This is a genomic window from Rhodoferax sp. XS2R6 (assembly GCF_056521365.1).
The window spans coordinates 41,650-60,808 of the sequence record NZ_JBWMAY010000001.1; the positions used below are offsets into that span (position 1 = coordinate 41,650).

General features: G+C 64.5%; 23 protein-coding genes. 11 read left to right on the forward strand and 12 right to left on the reverse strand.

Translation table 11 applies throughout. The annotated features are described in order from the left end of the window. Positions 1-11: 11 nt before the first annotated feature. The 3 genes from AC097A_RS00210 to AC097A_RS00220 form a co-directional block, all read right to left on the reverse strand. Positions 12-1,568 (reverse strand): FAD-binding domain-containing protein, encoded by a 1,557-nt coding sequence (locus tag AC097A_RS00210; protein WP_479619317.1) that lies wholly within the window; start codon positions 1,566-1,568, stop codon positions 12-14. An 18-nt stretch (positions 1,569-1,586) separates the two neighbouring features. Next, complete coding sequence (locus AC097A_RS00215) at positions 1,587-2,192, reverse strand: chalcone isomerase family protein (protein ID WP_479619318.1); 606 nt, start codon at positions 2,190-2,192, stop codon at positions 1,587-1,589. Between the two features lie 84 nt (positions 2,193-2,276). Beyond that, positions 2,277-2,732 carry a fasciclin domain-containing protein gene (locus AC097A_RS00220; RefSeq protein WP_479619319.1) on the reverse strand — a complete coding sequence of 152 codons (456 nt, stop codon included), beginning with the start codon at positions 2,730-2,732 and terminating at the stop codon, positions 2,277-2,279. A 211-nt stretch (positions 2,733-2,943) separates the two neighbouring features. Here AC097A_RS00220 and cadR point away from each other — a divergent pair, with 211 nt between their 5' ends. Continuing rightward, positions 2,944-3,411, forward strand: coding sequence for a Cd(II)/Pb(II)-responsive transcriptional regulator (cadR, locus tag AC097A_RS00225; RefSeq protein ID WP_105263069.1), 468 nt, complete (start codon positions 2,944-2,946; stop codon positions 3,409-3,411). A 10-nt stretch (positions 3,412-3,421) separates the two neighbouring features. On the opposite strand, the gene AC097A_RS00230 is transcribed toward cadR, so the two are convergent. The 4 genes from AC097A_RS00230 to AC097A_RS00245 all read right to left on the reverse strand — a co-directional run bounded on the left by AC097A_RS00230 (position 3,422) and on the right by AC097A_RS00245 (position 5,640). After that, positions 3,422-4,414, reverse strand: coding sequence for an aldo/keto reductase (locus AC097A_RS00230; RefSeq protein ID WP_479619320.1), 993 nt, complete (start codon positions 4,412-4,414; stop codon positions 3,422-3,424). Then, positions 4,411-4,875 (reverse strand): tol-pal system-associated acyl-CoA thioesterase, encoded by a 465-nt coding sequence (gene ybgC / locus AC097A_RS00235; protein ID WP_479619321.1) that lies wholly within the window; start codon positions 4,873-4,875, stop codon positions 4,411-4,413. Before ybgC ends, AC097A_RS00230 begins: the two co-directional genes overlap by 4 nt. Next, positions 4,872-5,345 carry an SRPBCC family protein gene (locus tag AC097A_RS00240; RefSeq protein ID WP_479619322.1) on the reverse strand — a complete coding sequence of 158 codons (474 nt, stop codon included), beginning with the start codon at positions 5,343-5,345 and terminating at the stop codon, positions 4,872-4,874. Before AC097A_RS00240 ends, ybgC begins: the two co-directional genes overlap by 4 nt. Positions 5,346-5,454: 109 nt before the next feature. Further along, the gene (locus AC097A_RS00245) at positions 5,455-5,640 is read right to left on the reverse strand and encodes a hypothetical protein (protein WP_479619323.1); all 186 of its coding nucleotides are present in this window, start codon (positions 5,638-5,640) and stop codon (positions 5,455-5,457) included. Positions 5,641-5,707: 67 nt separating this feature from the next. Between AC097A_RS00245 and AC097A_RS00250 the strand changes: the two genes are divergently transcribed. Together AC097A_RS00250 and AC097A_RS00255 are read left to right on the forward strand one after the other, a co-directional pair. After that, the gene (locus tag AC097A_RS00250) at positions 5,708-6,898 is read left to right on the forward strand and encodes a tetratricopeptide repeat protein (protein ID WP_479619324.1); all 1,191 of its coding nucleotides are present in this window, start codon (positions 5,708-5,710) and stop codon (positions 6,896-6,898) included. After that, complete coding sequence (locus AC097A_RS00255) at positions 6,895-8,028, forward strand: HupE/UreJ family protein (RefSeq protein ID WP_479619325.1); 1,134 nt, start codon at positions 6,895-6,897, stop codon at positions 8,026-8,028. The genes AC097A_RS00250 and AC097A_RS00255 overlap by 4 nt, the downstream gene beginning before the upstream one ends. A gap of 30 nt (positions 8,029-8,058) precedes the next feature. Here the strand turns inward: AC097A_RS00255 and AC097A_RS00260 are convergent, their stop codons facing one another. Beyond that, complete coding sequence (locus tag AC097A_RS00260) at positions 8,059-9,222, reverse strand: acyl-CoA dehydrogenase family protein (RefSeq protein WP_479619326.1); 1,164 nt, start codon at positions 9,220-9,222, stop codon at positions 8,059-8,061. Positions 9,223-9,346: 124 nt separating this feature from the next. Between AC097A_RS00260 and AC097A_RS00265 the strand changes: the two genes are divergently transcribed. The 8 genes from AC097A_RS00265 (at position 9,347) to AC097A_RS00300 (ending at position 17,106) form a co-directional block, all read left to right on the forward strand. Beyond that, positions 9,347-10,552 carry an acetyl-CoA C-acetyltransferase gene (locus AC097A_RS00265; RefSeq protein WP_479619327.1) on the forward strand — a complete coding sequence of 402 codons (1,206 nt, stop codon included), beginning with the start codon at positions 9,347-9,349 and terminating at the stop codon, positions 10,550-10,552. Positions 10,553-10,621: 69 nt separating this feature from the next. After that, complete coding sequence (locus AC097A_RS00270) at positions 10,622-12,793, forward strand: 3-hydroxyacyl-CoA dehydrogenase NAD-binding domain-containing protein (protein ID WP_479619328.1); 2,172 nt, start codon at positions 10,622-10,624, stop codon at positions 12,791-12,793. 22 nt (positions 12,794-12,815) lie between these two features. After that, on the forward strand, positions 12,816-13,715 hold the full coding sequence (locus AC097A_RS00275) for an esterase/lipase family protein (RefSeq protein ID WP_479619329.1): 900 nt from the start codon (positions 12,816-12,818) through the stop codon (positions 13,713-13,715). Further along, complete coding sequence (locus AC097A_RS00280; RefSeq protein WP_479619330.1) at positions 13,712-14,536, forward strand: metal-dependent hydrolase; 825 nt, start codon at positions 13,712-13,714, stop codon at positions 14,534-14,536. The genes AC097A_RS00275 and AC097A_RS00280 overlap by 4 nt, the downstream gene beginning before the upstream one ends. A 16-nt stretch (positions 14,537-14,552) precedes the next feature. After that, positions 14,553-15,164: a chromate transporter gene (locus AC097A_RS00285; protein ID WP_479619331.1), complete on the forward strand. Its 612-nt coding sequence runs from the start codon at positions 14,553-14,555 to the stop codon at positions 15,162-15,164. Then, positions 15,161-15,757, forward strand: a complete 597-nt coding sequence (locus AC097A_RS00290; RefSeq protein WP_479619332.1) for a chromate transporter — start codon at positions 15,161-15,163, stop codon at positions 15,755-15,757. Before AC097A_RS00285 ends, AC097A_RS00290 begins: the two co-directional genes overlap by 4 nt. A gap of 334 nt (positions 15,758-16,091) precedes the next feature. After that, positions 16,092-16,301, forward strand: a complete 210-nt coding sequence (locus AC097A_RS00295; protein WP_105263083.1) for a hypothetical protein — start codon at positions 16,092-16,094, stop codon at positions 16,299-16,301. Between the two features lie 43 nt (positions 16,302-16,344). Continuing rightward, positions 16,345-17,106 carry a hypothetical protein gene (locus AC097A_RS00300; protein WP_479619333.1) on the forward strand — a complete coding sequence of 254 codons (762 nt, stop codon included), beginning with the start codon at positions 16,345-16,347 and terminating at the stop codon, positions 17,104-17,106. Here the strand turns inward: AC097A_RS00300 and AC097A_RS00305 are convergent. Genes AC097A_RS00305 through AC097A_RS00320 form a run of 4 tightly spaced genes read right to left on the reverse strand, consistent with a single transcriptional unit; the run spans position 17,094 to position 19,148 of the window. Continuing rightward, positions 17,094-17,606, reverse strand: a complete 513-nt coding sequence (locus AC097A_RS00305; protein ID WP_479619334.1) for a hypothetical protein — start codon at positions 17,604-17,606, stop codon at positions 17,094-17,096. The genes AC097A_RS00300 and AC097A_RS00305 overlap by 13 nt on opposite strands. Positions 17,607-17,614: 8 nt before the next feature. Then, the gene (locus AC097A_RS00310; RefSeq protein ID WP_479620180.1) at positions 17,615-17,965 is read right to left on the reverse strand and encodes a hypothetical protein; all 351 of its coding nucleotides are present in this window, start codon (positions 17,963-17,965) and stop codon (positions 17,615-17,617) included. A gap of 30 nt (positions 17,966-17,995) precedes the next feature. Beyond that, positions 17,996-18,775, reverse strand: a complete 780-nt coding sequence (rlmB, locus tag AC097A_RS00315; RefSeq protein WP_479619335.1) for a 23S rRNA (guanosine(2251)-2'-O)-methyltransferase RlmB — start codon at positions 18,773-18,775, stop codon at positions 17,996-17,998. Positions 18,776-18,791: 16 nt separating this feature from the next. Continuing rightward, positions 18,792-19,148, reverse strand: coding sequence for a 2OG-Fe(II) oxygenase (locus AC097A_RS00320; RefSeq protein ID WP_479619336.1), 357 nt, complete (start codon positions 19,146-19,148; stop codon positions 18,792-18,794). Positions 19,149-19,159: the final 11 nt, after the last annotated feature.

The following is a 19,159-nucleotide window of genomic DNA, read 5'->3' on the forward strand; positions in this document are numbered from 1 at the left end:
CTTTGCGGGTGTCAGCCAAACAGGTCGCCCTGGGGCGATGGCGTGTCGGCGGTTTTGGCACGGGGCTTTGCAGCCACCTTGCGCCGCTGGCCAGAGGGCGGCAGGCCGCTTTTGCGCGACCCGTGCCGTGCCTGCACATCGCCCGCCTCTGCACGCGCCTCCTGGGTTTGGCGCAGGCCGTACATGCGGTCTTTGGCAGCCTTCATGGCACGTTTGTCATCCACCACCGGGGCTGGGTAGTCGGTGCCCATCTGGCAGCCCGCCATGTTCTGCACGCTGGCGTCCATCTTCCACGGCTCAGCCAAATACGGCAGCGGCACACGGGCCAACTCGGGCACCCAGCGGCGGATGAACACGCCCTCGGGGTCCTGGTCCTGCGCCTGCTTGGTGGGCGAATACATGCGCAGCGTGTTGATGCCGGTGGTGCCGCTTTGCATCTGCATCTGGCTCCAGTGGATGCCGGGCTCAAAGTCGAGAAACTGCCGCGCCAAAAACAAGCCCGGCTCGCGCCAGTGCAGCCACAGGTGGTAACTGGCAAAGCTCACCAGCATGGCGCGCATGCGAAAGTTCAGCCAGCCGGTGGCCACCAGAGAGCGCATGCAGGCGTCCACCATGGGGTAGCCGGTGCGGCCCTCGCACCAGGCGGCAAAGTGGTCGTCGTTGAAGTCGTCCTCCCGCAGGCCGTCGCACACACGCGCAAAGTTGTGGAACTCAATGCCCGGCTCGTCTTCCAGCTTTTGCATGAAGTGGCAGTGCCAGCGGAGCCGCCCGGCAAAGCCGCGCAGCGCGTGGGCCAAGGTGCGGTCGGGGGTGGTGGCAATGGTGACCTCAGTGGCCTGGTGCACCGTGCGCACAGACAACGTGCCAAAGGCCAGGTGCGGGCTCAGGCGGCTGCAGCCGTCTTGGGCCGTGAGTGGGCTGGAGAGGGCCTTGCGGTAGTCATACCCCCGCTCGGCCAAAAACGTCTGCAGGGTGCGGCGTGCGGCTTTTTCTCCGGCGCGCTGCAGCTGCCTGCCATGCGGCGCAAAGCCCAATTCGGCCAACGTGGGCAGCACGGGCTGGTCCAGCGGCGCAGCGGCGGCAAACCCGCCCTCCAGCAGTTGCAAGGGCGCATCCATGCGCGCCTGCCAGCGCCCTGCCCAGCCGCTGCGGCTGCGCAGGCGGCGCACCACACCGGTCTGGGTGAATTCTTGCCACGCCACCTGGTGCGCCTGGCACCACTGGCCCACCTGCACATCGCGGCGGTAGCTCCAACCGGGGCCGGTTTCCTCGTGGCTCAGCAGTTGACCAAAGCCCAGCTCGGCATGCAGCGCGGTGAGCACCGGCAGCGCCGAGCCCACGCGCACCAGCAGCGGCAGGCCACGCGCGGCCAGCGCAGCACGCAGCTCGTCCAGGCAGCGCAGCACAAAGTCCACATGCTGCGCATCACACTCGGGGCTCTGCAACCATTCGGGTTCGATGATGAAGAGGCCCGCTGCATCGCCGCAGCGCTGCGCCGCAACCAGGGGCGCATGGTCGTGCACACGCAGGTCGCGCTTGAACCAGACCAGGGTGCGCAGGGCCTGCATGGCGATGGCCTGTGCGGACTACCGCCGTGGCTCCGGCGCTTGCGCCAGCAAAGCGGCGCGCAGCTCGGGGCGTTTGGTTTTGGGGTCCAGCCAGATCTTGAAGAAGGCCTCGCTAAACGCCGCGTCTGCGGTTTCGCCCAGCAACTTGCCATTCAAGAAGAAGCGTGCGCCCTCCCCCGGCAGGTGCACACCCACCAGTTGGTCACCCGACTTAACGTCCACAAACAACGTCTCCATCCATTTGGACCACGCCAGGATTTGCTCTGGCGACGAGGTGCTGATGCGCTGCAGCTCAATCAACGAGGTGTTGGTGATGTCACGCCCCTTGATGGTCGTGGCGTACCGGATATCGAGCGCAAACGGGCGCGAGAAACTGAAGGTAGCGTCAGCGCCAGGCAGCCACAGCGTCGCGTCGTAGGCCTTAAAACCAAAGAACCGCAGCGTGCCAGTGCCTTTGGCTTGCCACTTGGGCCCATAAGGGGCCAGCTCGGCAGGGGCGGCCACTGTGGCCGGGGCAGCGGCGGGCGCGGCAGATTGGGCCCACACAGCCTGGGCAGACAGCAAAGCCAGGGCCGCGAACCAGGGCAACAGCAACCGGGCGGGCAATAGATGCAAGAGGTTCATGGGCAGAGTGGGCAGGGCCCGGTTAAAAACCAAAAAGCCCAGGAATGCAGTGCAGTCCTGGGCAGCGAACGAAAGGTTCAGCGTTTACTTGGGGATCACCACGCTGTCGATCACGTGGATCACGCCGTTGTCGGCCACGATGTCGGTTTTGACAACCTTGGCGTTGTCCACCATCACCCCGCCGGTGGTGGAGATGGTCAGCTCGGAGCCCTGCACGGTTTTCACCTTGCCAGCACGCACGTCAGCCGCCATGACCTTGCCGGGCACCACGTGGTAGGTGAGGATGGCAGTCAGCTTGGCTTTGTCTTTCAGCAAGGCGTCCAGGTCAGCCTTGGGGATCTTGGCAAAGGCTTCGTCGGTGGGGGCAAACACCGTGAACGGGCCCTTGCCCTTGAGGGTATCCACCAGACCTGCCGCGCCCAGCGCTGCGGCCAGGGTCTTGAAGCTGCCCGCACCTACGGCGGTATCCACAATGTCTTTGGCCTGGGCAGAGAAAGCCACACCCAAGGACAGAACAGATGCAATCAGAAACTTTTTCATCGATATCTCCGTAACGGTTAGATCAATCAAACGCACCAAAAATGTGGCGCAGACGGAATGTACATACCAATAAGTATCCATGTGAACTTGATGGTATTTATTTATCCAAATTGGTTTTATTTTTGCCAAAGCCGGCACATTGACCACCCGACGGACCGGAAAACCCTGCATCCACTACAGTGTCTAGTGCTACAGGAAAGAGGAGCCCGCAATGAAAATCGGTGAACTGGCCAAGGCCACTGGCACACAGGTGGAGACCGTGCGGTATTACGAACGCGAGGGCCTGTTGCCCACGCCGCTGCGCACCGAGGGCAACTACCGCATCTACGGTGCCAGCCACACCGAGCGGCTGTCCTTCATCCGCCACTGCCGCTCACTGGACATGACGCTGGGCGAAATCCGCACACTGCTGGGTTTTAAAGACGCGCCCGAGGACAACTGTGAACAGGTGAACGCGCTGCTGGACGAACACATAGGCCATGTGGCCCAGCGCATCAAGGAGTTGCGCGCGCTGGAGCGGCAGCTCAAAACCTTGCGCGAGCAGTGCCAGGTGACACAGGCCGCGGCGCACTGCGGCATCTTGAGCGAGCTGTCATCGGCAGCATCCCGCGCCCAACCGGCGCAGGCAGCAGCGGGCCATGTGCATGGCAGTCACGCCCGAGGACAGCGGGCGCGCTAACGCCCCCTCATTACTCAATGCCGACCATGCCCGCGTCCGGGTAACGCGCCCCGGCCACCTTGCCCAGGGCAAACATCTGGTCCAGCTCGGCCACGTCCGCTGCCGTCAGCACAAGCTCGGCGGCCGCAGCGTTTTGTTCCAGGTAGGTGATGCGCCGGGTGCCGGGAATCGGGATCACATGCGGGTGTTTGTGCAGCAGCCAAGCCAGCGCAATCTGTGCGTTGGTGGCGCCACGCGCCGCAGCAAAACGCCCCAGCGCCTCCACCAGCAGGCGGTTGGCCACTTCGGCATCGCCGTTGATGCGCGGCAGGATTTTGCGGAAGTCGTTGCTGGCCAGCGCCGTGGTGTCCAGCGTGCCGGTGAGGAAGGCGCGGCCCAGTGGGCTGTAGGCCACAAAACTGGTACCCAGCTCGGCGCAGGTCTGCAGCATCTCTTGTTCGGGCTCGCGCGCCCACAGCGAATATTCGCTCTGCACGGCGGCAATCGGGTGCACCGCATGGGCCTTGCGCAAGCTGCTGACCGACACCTCGGACAGGCCAATCTGCCGCACCTTGCCGGCCTGCACCAGCCCAGCCATGGCACCCACCATGTCTTCCATCGGCACCTCGGGGTTGCGCCGGTGGCAGTAGTACAGGTCGATGCAATCCACCTGCAGACGGCGCAGCGAAGCCTCGCAGGCGCTGCGGATGTAGGCCGGCGTGTTGTCGATGCGGCGCTCGTATTTACCCTCCTGGCGCACGATGCCAAATTTGGTGGCCACCACCAGTTGCTGGCGCAGCGCCGGCCCGCTTTGGGCGATGAAGCGGCCCAGCAGGCTTTCGTTGTGGCCAAAGCCGTAGGTGTCGGCCGTGTCCCAGAAGTTGATGCCCAGCTCCAGCGCGCGCTGCAACGTGTGCAGCGACTGCGTGTCGTCGCTGGCGCCGTAAAACTCGCTCATGCCCATGCAGCCCAGCCCCAGGGCGGCCACGGGGGTATGGGCCTGGCCCAGGGTGCGGTGTTTCATGCGGGTGTCCTGTCGATCGTGGAAGTAGGGGTGGCGCCAATGGCTTGCAACACCTGTGCCGGAATGCGGCGCGGCTTGAGGGTCTCGGCCCACACACAGCCAATACGGATGCGGCCCTGCGCCAGCAGCGTGTCGCCGCGCCAGGCCTCTTGCACCAGCGCCATGCTGGCGGCGCCCTGCTCGACCACCTGCACGCTCACGGTAATGAGGTCATCCAGCTTGGCCGGCGCAAGGTAACGCATCTGCACCTCAGCCACGATAAAGATGGCACCGGTCGTGTCACGCAGTGCCTGTTGCTCCACGCCCGCAGCGCGCAGCCACTCGGTGCGCGCACGCTCAAAAAACTTCAGGTAGTTGGCATAAAACACCACGCCGCCCGCGTCAGTGTCCTCCCAATAAATGCGAATGGAAAAAGGATTGGGGATGTCGGGCACCGCAGCGGAACCTGCAGGTTGGCTCACAGCGTCTGCGCCAGTGCCAGCAACTGGTCGGTGGCCACGCCCCAGCCTTCGTGAAAACCCATGGCCTCGTGCTGGGCCTTGTCCTCGGCATTCCAGTGCAGCGCACGGGCGGTATAACGTGTGTGGCCCTCAGCCGTGTCTTCCAGCGTAATCTCACCCACCATAAACGGCTTGGCCGGTACCCAGCCCGCCTGAAACGCATCGGTAAACACCAGCTTGCGGCCCGGCACCAGCTCCAGAAACACGCCTTCGTTGGGAGCCTGTTCACCGGCCGGGCCCACCATGTGGGTGAAAAAGCGCCCGCCACTGCGCAGGTCCATCACCGCTTCGCTCACGCCCCAAGGCTTGGGGCAAAACCACTGCACCAAGAGCGCAGGTTCGGTCCAGCAGCGCCAGACTTTGGCAGGTGCGACAGGCAGGGTGCGCTCCAGTGTGAGGGTGTGTTCGGCAGTGGCAAGGGTCATGGTCATGGTCGTGCTCCTGGGTTTTGGCCGCAGTGTAGCGGACACCGCAGCTTGGCCCGGGCACAAAAAAAGCGGGCCGTTTGGCCCGCTTTCATCGTGAAGGCAACCCGCAGGTTTACTTCTTTTTCTCCATCATCTTTTTGCATTCCGCCTTCATCTTGTCGTCCGCTTTTTTCTCGTCCATCTTTTTGCATTCTTCCATTTTCTTGTCGTCCATCGCGCCCCCGTGGGAGGCAGCGAGTGCGCTGAAAGACAGGGTGGCAAAGGTTGCGGCAATCACAACTGACAGTAGCTTGTTCATGGGTAAACTCCAATGACTCGATGGTTAGCTGCCACCACAATAGGTGACAACTCACTCTACAACACCCATGGGAATCGTTTGGTTGACAGGTTCAAACCGCACTAGGGTTTACACGGGTGCCGCCGCCAGCCTGCTGCTTGCGCTGGCCGGCGCAGCCCTGGCAGAGCCCTACACCCCGCGCAGTGACACCCAGGTGCTGGAGACACTGCCCACCCGCCCCACCGACACCACGGCCCGCGAACTGACAACGCTACGCGCCGCCCTGGCACAGGCCCCCAACGATGCACAACGGGTGAGCGACTTGGCCCGGCGTTACTTTGCGCTGGCTACCGCCCGGGGGGACCCGCGGTATGTCGGTTATGCCGAGGCCGTGGTGGGCCGTTTTGCCGGCCCGCTGACGCCCGACCTGTTCACCCTGCGCGGCATGCTGCGCCAGTACCGCCACGACTTTTCCGGAGCCCTGCAAGACTTTGCCAGCGCGCTGCAATTGGACCCGGATTACGCGGTGGCCCACGCCTGGCGTGGTGCCATTTTTCTGGTGCAGGCCGACTACCACGCGGCGCGCCAAGAGTGTGCGGCGCTGCAGCGCCTGGGGCGCGACGCCCTGGCCGGTGGCTGCCTGGGATTGGCACAGGCCTACGGTGGACAGCTGGAGGCCGGCTACGCCACCTTGCAAAACGCACTGCGCCTGAGCCGTGATGCGGGCAACCGCCTGTGGCTGCTGACCCGCCTGGGTGAGGTGGCCGCCTGGCAAGGCCACACGGCCAAGGCCCGCGCGCACTACCAGGAGGCTTTGGCGCTGGGCCGGGACGATGTGTACCTGCTGGCGGCGTGGTCCGACTTTTTGCTTGACACCGGGCAGGCCGTCGAGGTGGTGAAGCTGCTGGCGACCTGGGAGTCTGCCGACAGCCTGCTGCTGCGCCTGGCCGAGGCCGAAACCGCTCTGCAACGGCCCGCCGCTGCGCGCCACCAGGACATGCTGCGTGACCGGTTTGCTGCGGCCCGCGCGCGCGGCGACACCACCCACCGCGCCGAAGAAGCCCGCTTTGAGCTGGTACTGCGCAAAGACCCGCGCACCGCCCTGCGCCTGGCGCAAGCAAACTACGCCATCCAACGTGAACCCCGCGATGCACGCGTGTTGCTGGAAGCGGCCAAAGCCGCCCAAGACCCGGCAGGCGCACAAGCCGCACGCGATTGGTTGGCTCGCAGTGGTTTTGAAGACCAACGCTTGCGCCGCCTGGCCGGAGACGCACCATGAACTGGCGAGTCCTCTGGCGCGTGTGTCTGACCACCCTGTGGCTGTGCGCCCTGCCTGCCTGGGCCCACAAGGCCAGCGACAGCTACCTCGTGCTCCAGGTCAACGGTACTGAGGTGTCTGGCCAGTGGGACATCGCACTGCGCGACATCGACTTTGCCCTGGGGCTGGATGCCGACGGCAACGGTGACATCACCTGGGGCGAGCTGCGTGCCCGCCATGCCGACGTTGCGGCCTGGGCTACCAGCGCCCTGACGCTGGAGCGCGGCGGTACCTGCCCGCTGCAGGTAACCCAACACCAGGTGGACACCCACACCGATGGCGCTTATGCCGTGCTCACCCTCTCGGGCCAGTGCCCGGCGGCGGGAGACGACCTGGCGCTGCACTACCGCCTGCTGTTTGACCTGGACGCACTGCACCGTGGCCTGCTGCGTCTGGAGCTGGACGGGCTGACCCACTCCGCCGTGCTGGCCCCTGACACAGCGCAACAGCGTTTTGCCCGGGGCGAGGCGTCACGCCTGGCACAGTTTGGCCAGTTTCTGGTGCAAGGCGTCTGGCACATCTGGATCGGCTTTGACCACATCCTGTTTTTGCTCTCGCTGCTGCTGCCAGTGGTGCTGGTGCGCCGCGCGGGGGCGTGGCAAGGCGTGGACCGTTTTCGTGATGCACTGCGTGAGGTGTTGTGGGTGGTGACCGCATTCACCGCGGCCCACTCCATCACGCTGTCGCTGGCGGCGCTGCGGGTGGTGGAGCTGCCTTCGCGCTGGGTGGAGTCCGCCATTGCGCTGTCGGTGGTGCTGGCGGCGGCCAACAACTTGCGGCCCTTGGTCGGTGAGCGGCGCTGGATGGTGGCCTTTGGTTTTGGCCTGATCCATGGCTTTGGCTTTGCCAGCGTGCTGGCCGAACTGGGCCTGCCGCAAGAGACGCTGGTGCTGAGCCTGGTGGGCTTCAACTTGGGGGTGGAGGTGGGCCAACTGGCCATCGTGGCGGTGTTTTTGCCGTTGATCTTCTGGCTGCGCAACACCCCCGCCTACCGGCATGGCATCTTTGTCGGTGGTTCCTTGCTCACCATGGCCATCGCCCTGGTCTGGCTGGCAGAGAGGGTACTGGACCTGAAACTGATCAGCGCCTAGTGACCCGAGGGGCAAGGACGGCTTTCTTGTCTACTTGCCGCCCAGCCCCATGGACCGCGTGATCACCTCTTTCATGATCTCGTTGGTGCCGCCGTAGATGCGCTGCACGCGCGCATCCGCATAAGCGCGGGTGATGGGGTATTCCCACATGTAGCCGTAGCCGCCAAACAGTTGCACGCATTCGTCCATCACCTTGCACTGCAGGTCCGTGGTCCAGTACTTGGCCATGCTGGCCGTGGCCGTGTCCAACTTGTCATGGCCAATCAGCTCGCAGCATTTGTCAACAAACACGCGCGCCACCTGCACCTGGGTCTGCAGCTCGGCCAGCGTGAAGCGCGTGTTCTGAAAGCTGGCCACGGGCGCGCCAAACACCTTGCGCTCTTTCACGTAGTCCACGGTCCAGTCGATGGCGGCCTGCGAGGCGGCCACGGCGCCAATGGCGATCTGCAGGCGCTCCCAGGGCAGTTGCTCCATCAGGCAGATGAAGCCCTTGTTCTCATACGCCTTGCCGCCCAGCAGGTTGTCGGCCGGCACGCGCACGTTGTCGAAGAACAGCTCAGAGGTGTCCTGCGCCTTCATACCCATCTTCTTGAGCCGCTGGCCCACGCTGAAGCCCGGCATGCCGCGCTCCACCAGCAGCAGGCTGGTGCCCTTGCCACCGGCGGCGGGGTTGGTCTTAGCCACCACGACCACCAGGTCCGCATGCCAGCCGTTGGTGATGAAGGTCTTGCTGCCGTTGAGCAGGTAGCTGCCATCGGCCTGCTGGATGGCGGTGGCCTTGATGCCCTGCAGGTCCGAGCCCGCAGCGGGCTCGCTCATGGCGATGGCGCCCACCATCTCGCCACTGGCCAGCTTGGGCAGGTACTTGGCCTTTTGCTCCGGCGTGCCGTAGTGCAGGATGTACGGCGCCACGATTTCGCTGTGCAGCCCAAAGCCAATGCCGGTGAAGCCGCCGCGCGCCAGCTCCTCCATCTGGATCACCGAGTACAGCTTGTCGGCCTCGGAGCCACCGTATTCCTCGGGCATGGTCATGCACAGAAAGCCGTTCTCGCCGGCCTTGTTCCACACGGCGCGGTCTACATAGCCCTGCTCTTCCCATTCGGCATGGAAAGGCGCAATCTCTTTCTCCATGAAGCGGCGAAAGCTGTCGCGGAAGGACTCGTGGTCGGGGGAAAACAGGGTGCGTTCAATCATGGGGTTTCCTCGGGTCATGTGACATTATTTTTACAAAGCGTTTGCTTGGTAAAAAGAATATACTGCAATTCAGTCCAGAACGACAGGCCCTAGCCTGCGCCCGAACAACCCGAGGAGACACCCCATGAGCGAAGCATTTGTGTTTGACGCCATCCGCACCCCACGCGGCAAGGGCAAGAAAGACGGCAGCCTGCACGAGGTCAAGCCCGTCACCCTGCTGGCTGGCCTTTTGTCCGACTTGCAGCAGCGCCACGGTTTTGACACGGCGCGCGTGGACGACGTGGTGATGGGTGTGGTCTCCCCCGTGGGCGACCAGGGCTCCGTCATTCCCAAGGTGGCTGCGCTCAAGGCGGGCTGGGACTTCCAGGCTTCGGGTGTGCAGATCAACCGCTTCTGCGCCTCCGGCCTAGAGGCCGTGAACATGGCCGCGCAAAAAGTACGCTCGGGTTGGGAAGACCTGGTGGTGGCCGGTGGTGTGGAGAGCATGAGCCGCGTGCCGATTGGCTCCGACGGCGGCGCCTGGGCCATGGACCCGGAGACCAATTCGCAAACCCTGTTTGTGCCGCAAGGCATTGGCGCGGATTTGATCGCCACGCTGGAAGGATTCACCCGTGCCGATGTGGATGCGTACGCGCTCGAATCACAACGCCGCGCCACCAAGGCACAGGCGGCGGGCTACTTTGACCAATCCGTACTGCCCGTGAAAGACGCGCTGGGCCAGACCATTCTGGCGCGCGACGAGTTCATCAAACCCGGCACCACGCTGGAAGGCCTGGCCGGGCTCAAGCCCGCGTTTGCCGATATGGGCGGCATGGGCTTTGACGCCGTGGCGTTGACCCGCTACCCGCAGGTGGAGCGCATCCACCATGTGCACCACGCGGGCAACTCGTCGGGCATTGTGGACGGCGCAGCCGCCGTGCTGGTGGGCAACGAAGCCGCCGCCAAGGCGCATAACTTGACACCGCGCGCGCGAATTGTGGCCACGGCCCTGAGCGGGGCCGACCCCACCATCATGCTCACCGGCCCCATGCCCGCCACGCGCAAGGCGCTGGCCAAGGCGGGGCTGACGGTGGATGACATCGACCTGTTTGAAGTGAACGAGGCCTTTGCCGCCGTGGTGATGCGCTTTATGAAGGAGATGAAGGTGCCGCACGACAAGGTGAACGTGAACGGCGGCGCCATTGCCATGGGCCACCCGCTGGGCGCCACGGGCGCCATGATTTTGGGCACGCTGATTGACGAGCTGCACCGACGCAAGCTGCGCTACGGCCTGGCCACGCTGTGCGTGGGTGGCGGCATGGGCATTGCCACTATCGTCGAGAGAATTTGAAGCCTTTTAGGCCTCTAGCCCACGTATTCATTGCGCAAGCAGCTCCTTATTTCATAGCAGGTTAACTCCATGAAAACCATCCAATATTCGCTGGACAACATCGACGGTAAGGGCATTGCCACCATCACCTTCGACGAGCCAGACTCCCCCGTCAACACCATGTGCCTGCAGTGGCAGGAAGACATGGACGCGGTGGCCGCCCGTGTGCTGCAGGACAAGGACAGCATCACCGGCATCCTGCTGGCGTCCGCCAAAACCACCTTCTTTGCGGGTGCCGACCTCAAGGCCGCCATGCGCCTTACGCCAGCCGACGCGCCGCGCATCTTTGAAGAAATCGAGCGGGTCAAAAAGAACTTCCGCACCATCGAGACCCTGGGCAAGCCCGTGGTCAGCCTGCTCAACGGCACGGCGCTGGGCGGCGGCTGGGAGGTGGCGCTGGTGGGCCACTACCGCATTGCCGTGGACGACAAGAAGACCCAGTTTGGCCTGCCCGAGGTGACGCTGGGCCTGCTGCCCGGCGCCAGCGGCGTGACCAAGATGACGCGCCACTTAGGCCTGATGGGTGCGCAGCCCTACCTGGTGGAGGGCAAGACCTTCAACCCCGCAGAGGCCAAAGCCCTGGGTTTGGTGCATGAGCTGGTGGCCCCTGGCCCCGATGCAGCCACGGAGATGAAAACCAAGGCCCTGGCCTGGATCGCCGCCAACCCCAACGCCCAGCACCCCTGGGAGGCCAAAGGCTACAAGGTGCCCGGCGGCCTGCCCTCCTCGCCCGCCGTGGCTGGCATGCTGCCGGTGGTGCCAGCGGTCATCAAGAAGAACACCCGCGGTCTCTACCCCGCGCCCGAGGCCATCATTGCCTGCATGGTCGAAGGCCTGCAGGTGGACCTGGAGACCGCGCTACGCATTGAGAGTCGCTACCTGGCCAAGCTCATGTCCGGCCCGCAGGCCAAGGCCATGATCAACACCTTTTTCTTCAACCTCAACGCCATCAAGAGCGGCCAGAGCCGCCCGGCCGGCGTGCCGCGCTTCAAGCCCGCCAAGGTGGGCCTGCTGGGCGCCGGCATGATGGGCGCGGGCATTGCCTACAGCCAGGCCAGCAAGGGCATAAGCACGGTGCTGAAGGACGTGAGCCAGGAGAAGGCCGACCTGGGCAAGAGCTACAGCGCCAAGATCACCCAAGGCCGGGTCGACAAGGGCCGCATGAAGCCCGAGGCACAACAAGCCATCCTCGACCTGATCCAGCCCACCGGCAGCGCAGCCGACCTGCAGGGCTGCGACCTCATCATCGAAGCCGTGTTCGAGAACCGCGAGCTCAAGGCCCGCGTGACGCAGGAGGCCGAGCCGCTGCTCGCGCCCGGCGGCTTCTTTGCCTCCAACACCTCCACCCTGCCCATCACCGGCTTGGCCACGGCCTCTGCCCGCCCCGAGAAGTTCATCGGCATCCACTTCTTCAGCCCCGTGGACAAGATGAAGCTGGTGGAAATCATCAAGGGCAAGCAGACCGACGACGAAACCGTGGCGCGCGCTTTTGACTATGTGCAGGCACTGGGCAAGCTCCCCATCGTGGTGAACGACTCGCGCGGCTTCTTCACCAGCCGCGTGTTTGGCACCTTTGTGATGGAGGGCGCGGCCATGCTGGGCGAAGGCATTCCGGCCGCGGCGATTGAGAACGCAGGCGTGCAGTGCGGCATGCCCGTGGGCCCGCTGGCCGTGCTGGACGAAACCGCTCTCACGCTGAGCCTGCATGTGATGGAGCAAACCCGCAAAGACTTTGAAGCCGAAGGCAAGACCTATGTGGCCACACCCGGCGAGCTGGTGGTGGAGCAGATGGTGCGCAAGCACGAGCGCCCCGGCCGTGCTGGCGGTGCGGGCTTCTACGAATACCCCACAGAAAAAGGTGCCAAGAAGTTTCTGTGGCCCGAACTCAAAGGCCTGTTCGAGAAAGCGGAAACGCCCTGGAACATCACCGACCTGAAAGACCGCCTGCTCTACCGCCAAGCCGTGGAGACCGCGCGCTGCCTGGCGGAGGGTGTGCTGACCAGCGTGCACGACGCCAACATTGGCTCCATCTTCGGCATCGGCTTTCCAGCCTGGACGGGCGGCGCCATGCAGTTCATCTATGGCATGGGCATTGAGGTGTTCGAGGCACGTGCCGCCGAGCTGGCGGCCCAGTTTGGCCCAGGTTTTGCATTGGGCGATGATGTGAAGGCGGCCATCCGCCGTTACCAACCCCACTACTGAGCCCACGGCTACCCCCACACCCATGCTTGCCCAACTGCTGCGCCGTATTCTGCTGGCCCAAACCCTGGCCGGTGCAGCGCTGGGCTACTGGCTGTGGAGCTCGGTATTCGGCGCCATCGCCCTGGCGCTGGCGCTGCCTGTGGCCATACTGCTGCTGGGCGATGTGGCCAGTGCCCTCATCACCCGCGGGCCTGAGCCCTGGCGCGATTGGTGGCGTGCACTAGCGGGCGAGATGGTGGCGGGCGTAGTGGTGTTTTTGCTGCGCCAGCCCTGGGAGCGCCGGGCCCCGCGCTACCTGGCCGCCACCGGCAGCACGCCGCGCGTGCCCGTGGTGCTGGTGCATGGCTACCTGTGCAACCAATGCATCTGGGACACCACGGCAGCGCAGCTGCGCGCCCAGGGCCACGCGGTGTTTGCGGTGGACCTGGAGCCGGTGTTTGCCTCCATCGACGACTACACCGCCACCCTCGAATCCGCCGTGGCCAGCGTGCTGCTGAACACCGGGCAAACGCAGGTGGCCCTGGTGGGCCACAGCATGGGCGGCCTGGCCATTCGGGCCTGGCTGCGCAAGCACGGCACGGCACGTGTGGCGCGGGTGCTCACGCTGGGCACCCCGCATGTGGGCACCAAGCTGGCCAAGGGCAGCCGCACCCCCAATGGCCTGCAAATGCTGTGGGGCAGCCCCTGGCTGGCCACGCTGGCCGACGGCGAAGACGATGCCCTGCGCCGCCTGCTGCGCATTGCCATCACCCCGCAAGACAACATCGTGTACCCCCAACGGGCGCAAACGCTGCCCGGCATCACGCCCACCGTATTCCCCGGCATCGGCCATTTGCAAATGTGCCTGGACCCGGACGTGAATGCCTGGGTGCTGCGCGAACTGGCTGACCTGCACCCCACCTTCCACGGAGCCACCCCATGACCGAGCTCGTCGTTCGCAAGCTGCTGATTGACCTGAACACCCCGTTTGCCACGCGCTGGAATGGCGGCGACGCGTTCCGCTCCGCCTTCTTCAACGCGCTGTCCATGAGTTTTCCGCTGGGCGAGCAGTACTTCATGGATTCAGTGCGCGCCGGGCTCAAGACCCTGCCCGACGACCAGCGCTCGCGCTTTGCCGCCGAGGTGCAAGGCTTTGTAGGCCAGGAGGCCACGCACCGCCGCATCCACAGCCTGTTCAACGCCCAGCTCACGCAGCAGGGCTTTGACAACGCGCTGGAGCGCCGCGCCGCCAAGCGCCTGCTGGCCAATGCCCACCACGATGTGCGCAACCACGTGGCCGCCACCGCGGCTACGGAGCACCTCACCGCCATCTTTGCCGACTGGATGCTGAGCCACCCCGAGGCGCTGGAAGGCAGCGAGGACCGCCTGAAAACCCTGTGGCTGTGGCACAGCGCCGAAGAGAGCGAGCACCGCAGCACCGCGTTTGACGTGTACCAGGCCATGGGCGGCAACCACGAGTGGCGCCTGCGCCTGTTCCGCTATATCACCTTGACATTTTTTGCCGACGTGGCGCGCCAGACTGTGCGCAACCTGTGGCACGACAAGGCGCTATTGCGCTGGAGCACCTGGCGCAGCGCGGGCCATTTTTTGTTTGGCAAGCAGGGCATCATCCGCAGCAACCGGGCGCTGTGGCGCGCCTACTTGCGCGAAGATTTTCACCCGCGTGAGCAGGATGCGACGCGGTCGGTGCAATGGCTGCGCGACAATAGTGGCCAGTTCACCGTGGTGGGGCAACCCGCCTAAGCCCCTGTCCCACTGCATGCCACCCAGCACATCCCCAGCCCCCCGCCCCGGCCCCCGTTCCAAGACCGAATTGTTTGTTGCCTTCTCGCTGCTCGCCCTGCAGGGCTTTGGCGGCGTGCTGGCCGTGGTGCAGCGCGAGCTGGTCGACAAAAAGAAGTGGCTCACGCCCGAAGAATTTATTGAAGACTGGGCCGTCGCCCAGATCCTCCCGGGCCCGAATGTGGTCAACCTCTCGCTCATGCTGGGCGACCGCTACTTTGGCCTGCGCGGCGCGGTGGTTGGCGTGGCGGGCATGCTGTGCTTTCCACTCATCATCGTGCTGATCATGGCCGCCGCCTTTGCCGGTGTGGCCGACAACCCGCAGGCCCAGGGTGCGCTGCGCGGCATGGGGGCGGTGGCCGCGGGGCTGATCGCCGCCGCCGGCCTGCGCCTGGTGCCGGCGCTCAAAAGCAATGTGATGGGCCTGGGCGCCTGCGTGGCTCTGGTGATAGCCACCTTTGCCGCAGTGGCGCTGCTACGGGTGCCGCTGGCCTGGGTGCTACTGGGCGTGGGCGGTGTGGGCTGTGTGTGGGCCTATGTGTGCCTGGGCAAGCTGGCGGCACAGGCCCCCAAGAAGGAGGCCCCATGAGCATCACCCTGACCGCCGCCCAGTGGCTGGAGCTGTTCATGCACTTTGCATCGCTCTCGCTGCTGGCGGTGGGCGGCGCCATCACCACGGCGCCCGATATGCAGCGCTTTCTGGTGGTGGAGCAAGGCTGGCTCAGCGACGAGCAGTTCAGCTCCAGCATCGCACTGGCCCAGGCCGCGCCGGGCCCCAACATCCTGTTTGTGCCCCTGGTGGGCTGGAACATCGGGCTCAACGCTGCAGGCAGCCTGGCTGCCGGCTGGTACGGCCTGGCCTTTGCCATGGCCGGTGTGTTCGTCACGCTCATCGGCATCATGCTGCCCAGCTCCATCCTCACCTTCACCGCCGCCCGCTGGGGCCACCGCAACCGCGAGCTGCGCGCCGTGCGCGCCTTCAAACAAGGCATGGCCCCCCTCGTCATCGCCCTGCTGGTGGCCACCGGCTGGATCCTGGCCGCCAACCACAAGGCCGACACCCAGCACCTAGCCCTGTGGGCCGTCACCGCTGTCAGCACCCTCATCGTCTGGAAAACCCGCATCCACATCCTGTGGCTACTGGGCGCGGGGGCAATAGCGGGCTGGATGGGGTGGATTTAGTCCGGGGTGACATCGGCTCAGCTTCGTTTTCTGGCCATCTCCATCCAGCAGTTGCTGCAGCGCCATCGTCCGGGTGCCAGCTCCACCCCGCCCTCTGGGGGGCGCTCGCCTTGGCAGCGCCCTGAGCAAAAGCGAAAACGGGCTGAATCTCGCATAGTGTGGCTGCTGTTCTCAGGGACAGCATGCACGGCGGCAGATGGAGACATGGCTTGCATTCGGTATCACCTCTCGGTTCACGTCAAAAAATGTCGTTCCCATGCTAACCAGGGTGTTTGACGCTGATGTTGCACACTTGCAAGCAGTATCCGGGCCACCAACACCGTAAAATTGCGGTATGAGTAAGCCAGCAGACAAAACCAAGATCCTGGAGGATGGCTTGCGCTACAAGTCCAAGGTCGGAGGATCACCCTTCATGACCGCATCCAATCCCGGCGCAGCCACCATGTCCTGCTTCTTGTGCGGCAAGCACAGGCCGCGCAGTGAACTGAAATCCCGCAAGTTCATTGGTAAATCCCAGGCCGTGTGTGACCCCAAGTGCGGCTGAGGGCACAAGCGCACCGGTGGTTAGGCCCCACCCGCGCATGCCCATGGGCCGCCTGAACACCGAATTTTCCCGCCTGTATTTGGTGCCCGACCCGGTGCCGCCGGAACAAGGGCATCTGCTCACCACGGATGGCACTGTCAGGGCGATGGTGCTGGAGATTGCCAGACCCGCGGACTGGACGGAGCTGTCTGCGGTCTGGAGCGGCGTGCAGCACGACTTGGCGTTGCCTGCGGCTGCCATCGCCGTGTCGGGAACAGACGGGTTGCAGCTGTGGTTTTCTGTGGCGGAGCCGGTCAAGGCCCAGGATGCAGCGGATTTTTTGTCTGGGCTGCAGCACAAGTACCTCAGCACCACCGCCGCGAAAAGGATCCACCGGTATCCGTCCGGTGCGCAGGACGCTGCGGTGGGGCACCGACATGCGAGAGAAGTTCCCGCGGTGCACGAGGACACCGGAAATTGGTCCGCATTCGTAAGCCCAGACTTGGCGTCCGTGTTTGGTGAAGAGCCTTGGCTGGATCTCCCGCCCAATCCCGATCAGCAGGCGGACATTCTCTCCCGGCTGAAGTCAATGAAAACGCCCCAGTTTCGCGATGCTTTAGGGCTCTTGCGGGCAGCACCCGACGCTGCGACACAAGCCGCGGAATCCCGTGCAAAACAACCCGGCAACAGAGCAGCTGCGCCCCCGGGATACAACACCGGAAAAATGAGCCCCAAAGAGTTTCTGATGCAGGTGATGAATGACCCTGCGGTCGGTTTGAAGGACAGGATGGAAGCAGCGAAGGCGCTGCTGCCCTACGCAGACTGAGCCAGCAGGCGCCGCACCTGCGCCAAGCCGGCGGCCATGATAAACACCAAAACCCCCGCCCATTTGGCACTGGCACACAGCCCCGCCAGCAGGTAACACGCCGCGGCCCAGGGAGAGACCACAGCACCGCTTCCCGTCAGCCCCCAGTGCAGCAGATTCTCCCCCGCGTCACACACTGCCGCCAGCGGCAACAGCAGCGCCAGCCACCGCAGGGGCAGCCATGTCGCCAGAGGTTCAAAAAAACGGGTGCGTGCCGCGGCCAGGTAGCCCGCCGCGCCATAACTCAGTAGCAGGAACCCATCCACCGGCAGGTGGGTGCGAAAGCGCTGCACACCTTCGGGGCCCCAGGCTTGCAGCACTTGGGCAAAAGCTTCTGGGGTAAAGGTGAACTGCAGCGCCACCACGCTGGGCTGCAGCGGCGCCAAGTAGATGCCGAGCCCACCGAACAAGAGCACGCAAGCCGCGGCGGCCAGCTTCAGGGGCGCGGTGGACGCGTGCATGAATCCGCTTAGCGTGGGTTTTCGAAGAACAGGTAGTTGGAGCCGAAGTCGCTGATTTCGAAGTAGACCTTCTTCTCACCGGAGTCGGCCTGCATGTTCAGGTTTTCGTCCAGCACGCCGTAGCCAAAGCGGTAGCTGCGCGGCTTGCCGTCTTCGGTGCCCATGGCGGTGCTGAGTTTGTCGATCTTGAGGAAGCGGCGCACCAGCTTGTCACCGGCGTAGAACTCCAGCACGCCGTCGGTACCGGTCCAGTTCTGGATGTCTCGGCTGATCTTGTTTTGCTGCTCCTGGGTGCAACCCAACAAGACAAAAGTGGCCACCAGGCCCACCAATATTGCGCGAACAGCTCCCGATTTCATAGCGATCATGCTCATTCCCTGGGGTTCAAGTTACTTGGCAACTGCGGTGCGCTGGCGCAGCGCCTCGTACAAGCAGACGCCGCTGGCCACCGACACGTTCAGGCTTTCCACCGCACCCTGCATAGGAATGCTGACCAGCTGGTCGCAGGTCTTGGCGGTGAGCTGGCGCATGCCGTCGCCCTCGGCCCCCAGCACCAGGGCCACGGGGCCTTTAAGGTCGGCCTGGTAGAGGTTGCTGGTGGCTTGGTCGCTGGTGCCGATGATCCAGATGTTGCGCTCCTTCAACTCGTTGAGCGTGCGCGCCAGGTTGGTCACCATGAAGTACGGCACGGTCTCGGCCGCGCCGCTGGCCACCTTGGCCACCGTGGCATTGATGCCGGCCGCGTGGTCCTTGGGGGCAATGACGCAGTGCGCGCCCGCGCCATCGGCCACACGCAGGCAGGCGCCCAGGTTGTGCGGGTCGGTCACACCGTCCAGCACCAGGATCAGCGGATTGGTGCGCTGGTCTGCAGGCAACTCAGCGTTGGCGGCTTCCAGGTTTTCCAGCAGCTCGTCCAGCGAATGGACCTGTTTGATCTCTTGCACACGGGCGGCCACACCCTGGTGGCCATGGCTACCGGCAATCTTGGCCAGGCGCATGCCGTCGGCGTCGACCACGCGGATGCCGGCCTCGGCCACCTTTTCCAGAAACTGGCGCATGCGCGCGTCGCGGCGCGTGGGCTCGTAGAAGATTTCGATGATGGATTTGGGGGCGGTCTTCAGGCGCACGCCCACGGCATGGAAGCCGAATAGCACTTTGGGGGATGACATGCCCCGATTATCGGGCCTACGCCCTCAAAACCCAGCCCAGCGACAGCACATAACGGCTGCCACCCACCACCCGGGTCACGCTGTGCTCGCAGGCGTCGGGGCGGAACAGCTTGATGCGGCGGCTGGCGTAGAGGGGCGTGGCACAGACAAAGTCGCCACCCGATGGGGACGACTTGAGCACGATGTTGAGCCGGTAGTGGTGCCCGGCCTGCACCGGGTCAGTGTGCGGCGGAATCTCGGAGCCCTCGGGGTAACGGATCAGATAACTGTCAAATGGCAGCGGCCAGCGCGCGGTGAGCAGCAGCATCTTGTCGTAGCCCGTGCCTTGACGGCCGTGCTGCCAGCGCAAGGCGGTTTGCAGGTACTTGCGCATGCCACACCAGG